At 60.8% G+C, this 8242-nt stretch carries 7 protein-coding genes, 1 pseudogene and 1 riboswitch; of the genes and pseudogenes, 4 read left to right on the top strand and 4 right to left on the bottom strand.

The genetic code is table 11. From position 1 onward, the window contains the following. Positions 1–22 precede the first annotated feature (22 nt). The 4 genes from VZ95_RS29685 to VZ95_RS05910 all read right to left on the bottom strand — a co-directional run bounded on the left by VZ95_RS29685 (position 23) and on the right by VZ95_RS05910 (position 3945). Positions 23–892, bottom strand: a complete 870-nt coding sequence (locus VZ95_RS29685; RefSeq protein WP_232302510.1) for a TIGR02466 family protein — start codon at positions 890–892, stop codon at positions 23–25. A gap of 51 nt (positions 893–943) precedes the next feature. Continuing rightward, a complete protein-coding gene (locus tag VZ95_RS05920) occupies positions 944–1714 on the bottom strand; it encodes an ATP-binding cassette domain-containing protein (protein WP_045775034.1) in 771 nt (256 codons plus the stop codon). Further along, on the bottom strand, positions 1711–2817 hold the full coding sequence (locus VZ95_RS05915) for an ABC transporter permease (RefSeq protein ID WP_232302509.1): 1107 nt from the start codon (positions 2815–2817) through the stop codon (positions 1711–1713). Before VZ95_RS05915 ends, VZ95_RS05920 begins: the two co-directional genes overlap by 4 nt. Positions 2818–2922: 105 nt before the next feature. Continuing rightward, on the bottom strand, positions 2923–3945 hold the full coding sequence (locus VZ95_RS05910; RefSeq protein WP_045775033.1) for a sugar ABC transporter substrate-binding protein: 1023 nt from the start codon (positions 3943–3945) through the stop codon (positions 2923–2925). 207 nt (positions 3946–4152) lie between these two features. Here VZ95_RS05910 and VZ95_RS05905 point away from each other — a divergent pair, with 207 nt between their 5' ends. From VZ95_RS05905 to VZ95_RS29155, 4 genes and pseudogenes are all read left to right on the top strand, one after another. After that, positions 4153–5355, top strand: a complete 1203-nt coding sequence (locus VZ95_RS05905) for an ROK family transcriptional regulator (RefSeq protein WP_232302508.1) — start codon at positions 4153–4155, stop codon at positions 5353–5355. Positions 5356–5555: 200 nt separating this feature from the next. Further along, on the top strand, positions 5556–6056 hold the full coding sequence (locus VZ95_RS21685; RefSeq protein WP_052711526.1) for a CCDC90 family protein: 501 nt from the start codon (positions 5556–5558) through the stop codon (positions 6054–6056). A 64-nt stretch (positions 6057–6120) separates the two neighbouring features. Then, a riboswitch (TPP riboswitch) is annotated at positions 6121–6243 on the top strand. Between the two features lie 86 nt (positions 6244–6329). Further along, positions 6330–8099 (top strand): annotated as a pseudogene (thiC, locus tag VZ95_RS05890) (phosphomethylpyrimidine synthase ThiC). Continuing rightward, positions 8023–8242: FAD-dependent oxidoreductase (locus tag VZ95_RS29155; protein WP_156995096.1), on the top strand; the 220-nt coding region annotated here is incomplete at its 3' end. The pseudogene thiC and the gene VZ95_RS29155, both read left to right, overlap by 77 nt.

Below are 8242 nucleotides of genomic sequence, written 5' to 3'. Positions count from 1 at the left end.
ACCGCCCGTCTCGTAAACTTCATCACAGCCTCCTCGTGGTTTTCGTTGGCTGGACGAGAGTTAGCAATCCTTGCGCCAACTTTCGGCGCGGCGAGTCGAAAGCGTTAAAAAGGAGGGATTTGGGGCAATTTTCATGCGGTTCTAGAATTATCGGCGGATGGTCTAGACAGGCTTGGCCCGAACGTTGACCATCTTGTATGCAGTAGACTGGTTTTTGGGCATATAGTGGTTCTGACGGCGTTTTTTTGCTCACATTAAAGGCGTTTAGCGCCAAGCGTAATTGAAGCTGATGGAAATTCGCTCGGCATCGGCGCGGTTCAGCGGAACGGCGTGGTGCATCCAGCTTTCCCACAGCAGCAGCGCGCCCGGCGCGGGGGCGACCGACACGAAAGCCTGCTGCTCGCGCGCCGCTTTTTTCTTTTTTCGGCGGCGCGGCCATCATGCGCGGCAGGCGCGGGTCCTCGAAGGTGATCGCGCCCGCGCCATCGGGGACGGACACATAATAGGTGCCGCTGATGACGCTGCCGGGGTGAATATGGCCCGAGTGAAAGCCACCCGGCTCCAGCACATTGATCCACAGCGAATCCAGCACCAGCTTACGCTCGCCCAAGTCCCATTCCAGGATTTTGGCGAAGCTTTTCGCGTGCTTATCCAACTGCTTAATCAGCGTTTTCACCGCCGGAAAACGCCACCCCAGATCATTTAAAGAGGCGTAGGACGTATAACCCGGATAGCCGTTTTCTTCCGACCAATCCTGCCCGGCCTCATCATCGGCGGCGGCGGCAAGGCAGGTGGCGTGAAGCTCGTCGTTCAACCCCGCTGTATCGGCCAGATCGGCGCGGTAGAGGCGGGTGACGAAGAGGGTTTCGAGGCTATGGATCGTATCGCTCATAGGCGAGGGTGTAGCGCACCCCCGCCACGTATTTCAATGCGGTAGATCAAATCAGGCCGCCTGCGCCATCGGCTCCTTCGCGCCGGTCATGAAGGCCACCGCATCGGCCATCGAATAATCTTGGGGCCGAATGGTGCAAAGGCGCTGGCCGAGGCGGTGAATATGGATGCGATCGGCGATTTCGAACACATGGGGCATATTGTGCGAGATCAGCACAATCGGCAGGCCTTTTTCGCGCACACGCAGGATGAGGTCCAGCACCCGGCGCGATTCTTTCACCCCCAGCGCGGCAGTGGGTTCGTCCATAATCACCACTTTCGAGCCGAAGGTCGTGGCTCTGGCAACGGCAACCCCTTGGCGTTGACCGCCGGAGAGGGTTTCGACCGGCTGGCGGATGTTCTGAATGGTCAGCAGGCCCAGGTCCGCCAGCATGGCGCGCGCCTGCGCTTCCATCGCGGCGCGGTCGAGGATGCGGAAATAGCGCCCGAGCGGCCCCGGTTTGCGCAACTCGCGCCCGAGAAACATATTATCGGCAATCGACAGGGCCGGGGAGAGCGCGAGGGTTTGATAGACTGTGGCAATTCCGGCTTCCTGCGCGTCTTGCGGCGAGCGGAAGTTGACCGGCATGCCGTCGAGCCGAATTTCGCCTTCGTCGGGGATCAAGGCCCCAGACAGCGCTTTAATCAGCGAGGATTTGCCCGCGCCATTATCGCCGATCACCGCCAGAATTTCGCCGGGATACAGGTCGAAATCCGCCTGATTGAGCGCGACGACGCGGCCATAGCGCTTAACGAGGCCTTTTGCCTGAAGAACGGGGGTCATGCCGACACCTTTCGGATCCATTGGTCGAGGGCGACCGCGAGAATGATGAGCCAGCCAATCGCAAACATCTGCCAGAGGACATCGACCCCGGAGAGGCGGAGGCCGGATTGAAACACGCCGACGATCAAAGCGCCGATCAACGGCCCCATAATCGAGCCGCGCCCGCCGAACAGGCTGATCCCGCCGATCACGACGGCGGTAATCGATTGCAGATTGCCTTCATAGAAACTTTGCGGGCTGACCGAGCCGACCCGGCCAATCGACGCCCACGCCCCCAGCGCACAGACGAGCCCTGCCAGCACATAGACGCTGATAAGCGTGCGGTTGGTGCGAATGCCCGCGAGTTCCGCCGCCTCCTTATCGTCGCCCACGGCATAGACATGGCGGCCCCAGGCGGTACGGTTCAGCAGAAACCAGAGGGCGGCAAACAGAATTGCGGTGAGAAACACGCCATAGGTGAACTGCGCGCCCATAAAACTCACGCGCTCGCCGAACCATTTCAGCAGCGGCGCGCTTTGATCGATATCCTGACTGCGGATCGATTGCGCGCCGGACAGCCACAGGTTCAGCGCAAACAGAATATTCCAGGTACCGAGGGTAACGATGAAGGGCGGCAGTTTGAGCCGCGTCACCAAAGCGCCATTGATATAGCCGCAACCGATGCCGACGCCAAAGCCGACCACAAGGGCAATCGGCGTCGGCACGCCAAAATCAATGGCAAGCTTTCCCATAATGACCGAGGAGAGCACCATGATGGCGGCAACCGATAGATCGATTCCCGCCGTCAGCACGACCAAACTCTGCGCCGCTGCCAAAATCCCAATCACCGAAACCTGTTGCAGAATCAGCGACAGATTGAAGGGGTGGAAGAACCGATCCCCGGCAATCACGCCGAAGGCCAGAACACTGAGCAGCAGCACGATAACCGGCACCATCGTTGGGTTGCCGTGCAGAAAGTGCTGCAAGCGCACGAGGGGCGAGGGGGCGGGCTCCAAGAATTTCGCAAAATTCTCGTTCAGCTTATCGGGCGGGGGGTCTTGGGTCATGGTCGATCCATCGCTGGAAGCGGGCAGCCGCGCCCGTAAGGCATTAGCCTTGCTCATCGCAGGCTCCTCTGTCCCAAAAGAAAAATGGCAGGGCGGCGGTAAAGAGAGAACCGCCCTGCCGAGGGGAGGGGGAGTATTTTAGGGTCTTAGACGCTTAGGCGATTAGCCCCAGCATTTCTTCAGCCCGTCTGCCGAGGAAATGGAGGGGATGCCGGGCACGGGCGCATCGGTAATCAGCTCGACGCCGGTATCGTAGAAATCGAGGCCCTCGGTGGCTTTCGGCTTTTGGCCGGTTTTGGCGAAGGTTTCGATGGCTTCAATGCCCTTGGCCGCCATCAGCAGCGGGAACTGCATCGAGGTTGCGCCGATCACGCCCTGCTTGACGTTGCGCACGCCGGGGCAACCGCCATCGACCGAGACGATGGTCACATTCTTTTCGATACCGAGGGCTTTCAGGGCTTCATAGGCCCCGGCGGCGGCAGGCTCGTTGATCGTGTAGACGACATTAATGCCCGGATCGCGCTGAATGAGGTTTTCGAGCGCTTTCCGCCCGCCTTCTTCATTGCCCAGCGTCACATCATGGCCGACGACGCGCAAATCGCCTTCGTCGCCGATTTTCTTCGGGTCTTTAATGTCGATGCCAAACCCCTTGAGGAAGCCTTGATCGCGTAAGTAATCGACCGAAACCTGCTGGGCGCTCAGGTCCAGCATGGCGATTTTCGCCGTCTTGGTTTTATCGCCCAGCTTGGCGGCGGCCCATTTGCCAATGAGTTCACCAGCTTTGAAATTATCGGTAGCGAAAACCGCGTCCGACGCGGAGGCCGGTTCCAGCGGCGTATCGAGCGCGATCACCAGCAGGCCCGCTTGACGGGCTTTCGCCACGACCGGCACCAGGGCGCGCGAGTCGGACGGGGTAATCAGAATGCCTTTCGCGCCCGAGGCGATGCAGGTTTCAACCGCTGCGACCTGGGTTTCCACATCGCCGTCAAGCTTCCCCGCGAAGGTTTGCAGCGTAATCCCGCTTTTGGTGGCGGCAGCGGCGGCGCCTTCCTTCATTTTCACGAAGAAGGGATTGGTTTCCGTCTTGGTAATCAGGCAGGCCTTGGTTTGGGCCAAAGCGGCATTGCTCACCGCCATCCCGGCAATGAGGGCACCAAGGCACGACGCAAGAGTTAGAGCTTTCATAATGAGATCCTCCCGGTGGATCGCTATAGGCGCGTCCGTTGTGGACTGCGCGATATTCGTTTGGACAGGGGGGTATGCCCCCTCTCGATCCCTAGCAAACACCTCTCCATCGCCCACGTCAATAGATAAAGCAGATTGATTTATTTATTCAATACGGCATTCTTGTGCGGCCCGCGCCCTTGCCCTAAGACCGTGCGGGCGGGAGGAATGATGGTGCTAAACTCGACGAGCCCAGGGCTAGGAAACCAAGGACCGGGCGTAGATCCGGCCGGGCGCAAACCCCTTGGCGGACTGACGCTCACCGAACGGCTGATGCTGTCGCTGGTGCGCCGTCACGGTAGCTTGCCGAAGGCTGAGATCGCGCGGCTGACGGGGCTGTCGTCGCAGACGGCCTCCGTCACCATGCGGCGGCTGGAGGAAGATCAACTGCTGGTGCGGGGCGAACCGCAGCGCGGGCGGGTGGGGCAGCCGTCGATTCCGTTGGCGCTCAATCCCGATGGTGTGTTCGCGCTCGGGCTGAAGGTTGGGCGGCGCAGTGCGGAACTGCTGCTGATGAATTTCGTCGGCACGGTCCGAAAAGTGCTGCGCGAAGCCTATGCCTGGCCCTCACCCGAGGCGATTGCGCGGTTTGTCGCCCAGGGCGTGCCCGCGCTGGCCGACACACTCTCTCCCGAACAGCGGGCGCGAATAGCCGGGCTCGGCGTCGCCGTGCCGTTCGAACTCTGGCTGTGGGGCGATATCGTTGGGGCCGACATGTCGGCGTGGCACGACACCGATCTCGTGCAGACGCTCGCCGCTGTGCAGCCCTATCCGGTCTTCGTGGAAAATGACGCGACCGCCGCCTGCGGGGCCGAGCTCACCTTCGGTCAGGGGGCGGCGTACCCGGATTTCATCTATTTCTTTGTCGGCTATTTCATCGGTGGCGGCGTAGTGCTGAACGGCACGGTCTATCGCGGCCGCACGGGCAATGCCGGGGCGGTGGGCTCGATGCCGGTGCGCAGTGCGGGCCAAAAATGGGGCCAGCTCATCAACGTCGCCTCGCTATTGATGTTCGAACAGGCGTTGAAAGCCGCCGGGCAAGATCCGTCGCTGCTGTGGAAAAACCCCGACGATTGGGACGATTACGGCGCGGTGCTCGACACCTGGATCGAGACCACCGCCGATAATCTTGCCCAAGCGATTGCCGCCGCCTGCTCGGTCATCGATTTTTCGGCGGCGATTATCGATGGGGCGTTTCCCGTATCCGTCAGGGCGCGGCTGGTGGCGGCGACGCGGGCGGCGCTGGGGCGCCTCGATCTGCAAGGCATCATGCGCCGGAAGTGGTGGAGGGCACCACGGGCAGCGTGGCGCGCGCTATCGGCGGGGCAAGCCTGCCGCTGTTCGACGCGTACCTGCTCGACCCGAAGGTGATGTTGAAGGAGGCGGTGTGGTAACGCGGGTAGGGTGGTGTCGGCGCGTTATAAACATTGGCGTTTTAGACACGTATCCCCGTTAAAGCGCTTGTTTATAAGCGGGCATCGGTTCAAAATTGAACGCGAGAAGAGGCGATCCGGGACTTGATCGAGATTGGCCTTGAGACGGTTGCGGCGCAAAGGCAAGGAGGCGCAGAGATGAATGCAGTTGCCTTCGACACGCTCAAAACCGCCCGCGCCCTGGAAGGCAGCGGTATTCCCCGCGCGCACGCCGAAGCGATTGCCGAGCAATTGGCCGAGGGCCGGACGGTCGATCTGTCGCATTTATCGACGCGCGAAGAGCTGAATGCGGTCCGGGACGATCTGAAGGCGGACATCGCCAAATGCGCGACCAAGGAAGAGCTGAACGCCGTCAAGGACGAGTTGAAGGCTGAAATCGCCAAATCCGCCACCAAGGACGAACTGAAAGCCGTCAAGGACGAACTGAAGGCGGATATCGCCAAATGCGCGACTAAGGATGAGCTGAAAGCCGAAGTTGCCAAACTTGCCACCAAGGAAGAGCTGAAGTACGAAATCGCCCTGGTGCGCGCCGACATGCGCGACCTTGAGAACCGCATGACGATCAAACTTGGAGCGATGCTGGTGGTGATGACGGGCATTCTGCTGACAGCGGTTCGGTATTTCGGCGCGGCGCATTAATCGGCTTATAGCGGCGAGCAATGTCCACCCGCTTGACGCCATGCGCGGAAGCGTGTCTTGTAATCCTCGTTTCGAGGGGAGTCCCGCAAGGGGCTGAGAGGCTGTTGGATCTAACCACGATCGGCACAGCGACCCTTAGAACCTGATCCGGTTCATACCGGCGAAGGGACTGAACGCGCGGGTGGCCCCAATTCCCTCTCACGGGACGGCATCCGTCTTTTCTTTATCCCCGCCGTATCCGGGTCTGTCTCTGATTTAATCGGGAGAGGCTCGATGCACGATTTTAAAGTTACGACCGGCGCGCTGCCGGCCTCTGAAAAAGCCTATATCACCGGGTCGCGTGCCGATATTCGTGCGCCGCTACGGTTGATCCATTTGCACCCCTCGGCTGGGGAGCCGCCGTTTCCGGTCTATGATACCTCCGGCCCCTATAGCGACCCCTCGGTGACAATCGATATTCGCCAGGGGCTTGAGCGCCCGCGTGCGGCGTGGGTCGAGGCGCGCGGCGATACCGAAAGCTACACGAGCGCGCTTGCCGAGGCTCTGCGGGCGCAAGGCTCGGTCGAACCGTTTCCGGTTCAACATACCCCCGTTCGGGCCAAGGGCGGCAAAGCCGTGACGCAAATGGCCTATGCCCGCGCCGGGATCATCACGGCGGAAATGGAAGTGGCGGCGTTGCGCGAGAATATGGGCCGCGCCCAGGCCAAACATGCGTTGGAACGGGATGGTGAGGCTTTTGGGGCCGAGATTCCTGATTTCATCACGCCGGAGTTCGTGCGCAGCGAAATCGCCGCCGGGCGGGCGATTCTGCCCGCCAATATCAATCACGCCGAACTTGAGCCGATGGTGATCGGGCGGAATTTCCTCACTAAGATCAACGCCAATATCGGCAATTCCGCCGTGACCTCCTCGATGGCCGAAGAGGTGGATAAGCTGGTGTGGGCGATCCGCTGGGGCGCGGATACGGTGATGGACCTGTCGACGGGCCGGAATATTCACAACATCCGCGAATGGGTGGTGCGGAACGCGCCGGTTCCCATCGGCACCGTGCCGATTTATCAGGCGCTGGAGAAGGTGAATGGCGTCGCCGAAGACCTGACCTGGGAGGTGTTCCGCGACACGCTGATCGAACAGGCCGAACAGGGCGTGGATTATTTCACCATCCACGCCGGAGTACGTCTCGCCTATATCCCGCTCACCGCTAACCGGGTGACGGGGATCGTCTCGCGCGGTGGCTCGATCATCGCCAAATGGTGCCTTGCGCATCATAAAGAAAATTTCCTCTACACGCATTTCGAGGAAATTTGCGACATCTGCCGCGCCTATGACGTCAGCTTCTCCCTGGGCGACGGGTTGCGCCCCGGCTCGACAGCGGACGCCAACGATGCGGCGCAATTTGCTGAACTCGAAACCCTGGGTGAACTCACCAAAATCGCCTGGGCGAAGGACTGTCAGGTGATGATCGAAGGCCCCGGCCATGTGCCGATGCACAAAATCAAAGCCAATATGGAAAAGCAGCTCCAGCACTGCGGCGGCGCGCCATTCTATACGCTCGGGCCACTGACGACCGATATCGCGCCGGGCTACGATCACATCACCTCGGCCATCGGGGCGGCGATGATCGGTTGGTTCGGCACGGCCTTGCTCTGCTATGTGACGCCCAAGGAACATCTGGCTTGCCCGACCGCAACGATGTGAAGGTCGGCGTGATTTCCTATAAAATCGCCGCCCATGCGTCGGATCTCCGCCAAAGGCCATCCTGCCGCTCGGTTGCGGGATGATGCTTTGTCGCGCGCGCGCTTCGAGTTCCGCTGGGAGGATCAGTTCAATCTGGCGCTCGACCCCGAAACGGCGCGGGATTTTCACGATCAGACCTTGCCGAAGGAAGCCCATAAGGTTGCGCATTTCTGCTCCATGTGCGGGCCGAAATTCTGCTCGATGCGCATTTCCCACGAAATCCGCGACGATGCGCGGGCGCAGGGCATGGCGGAAATGTCCGAAAAATTCCGCGAAACGGGGGATCTCTATGTCCCCGCCGAGTGAGCGGCGCGTTCGGATTTTGGGCGCGGGCGTCTTCGGGCTCGCCTGCGCCGCCGAACTTCGCGCGCAGGGCATTTCGGTCGAAGTTTGCGACCGGGCCGAGGCTTTGAGCGGGGAAACCTGCTCCTGGCTCGCGGGCGGCATGC

The sequence above is a fragment of the Elstera litoralis genome (genome assembly GCF_000963705.1).
Taxonomy (GTDB): domain Bacteria; phylum Pseudomonadota; class Alphaproteobacteria; order Elsterales; family Elsteraceae; genus Elstera; species Elstera litoralis.
This window is presented reverse-complemented; position numbering and strand designations above follow the sequence as displayed.

Bases quoted from the DNA above. Each gene is read 5' to 3' on its own strand.
- VZ95_RS29685 (WP_232302510.1), bottom strand. From the start codon at position 892: ATGAGCGATACGATCCATAGCCTCGAAACCCTCTTCGTCACCCGCCTC.
- VZ95_RS05920 (WP_045775034.1), bottom strand. From the start codon at position 1,714: ATGACCCCCGTTCTTCAGGCAAAAGGCCTCGTTAAGCGCTATGGCCGC.
- VZ95_RS05915 (WP_232302509.1), bottom strand. From the start codon at position 2,817: ATGAGCAAGGCTAATGCCTTACGGGCGCGGCTGCCCGCTTCCAGCGAT.
- VZ95_RS05910 (WP_045775033.1), bottom strand. From the start codon at position 3,945: ATGAAAGCTCTAACTCTTGCGTCGTGCCTTGGTGCCCTCATTGCCGGG.
- VZ95_RS05905 (WP_232302508.1), top strand. From the start codon at position 4,153: ATGATGGTGCTAAACTCGACGAGCCCAGGGCTAGGAAACCAAGGACCG.
- VZ95_RS21685 (WP_052711526.1), top strand. From the start codon at position 5,556: ATGAATGCAGTTGCCTTCGACACGCTCAAAACCGCCCGCGCCCTGGAA.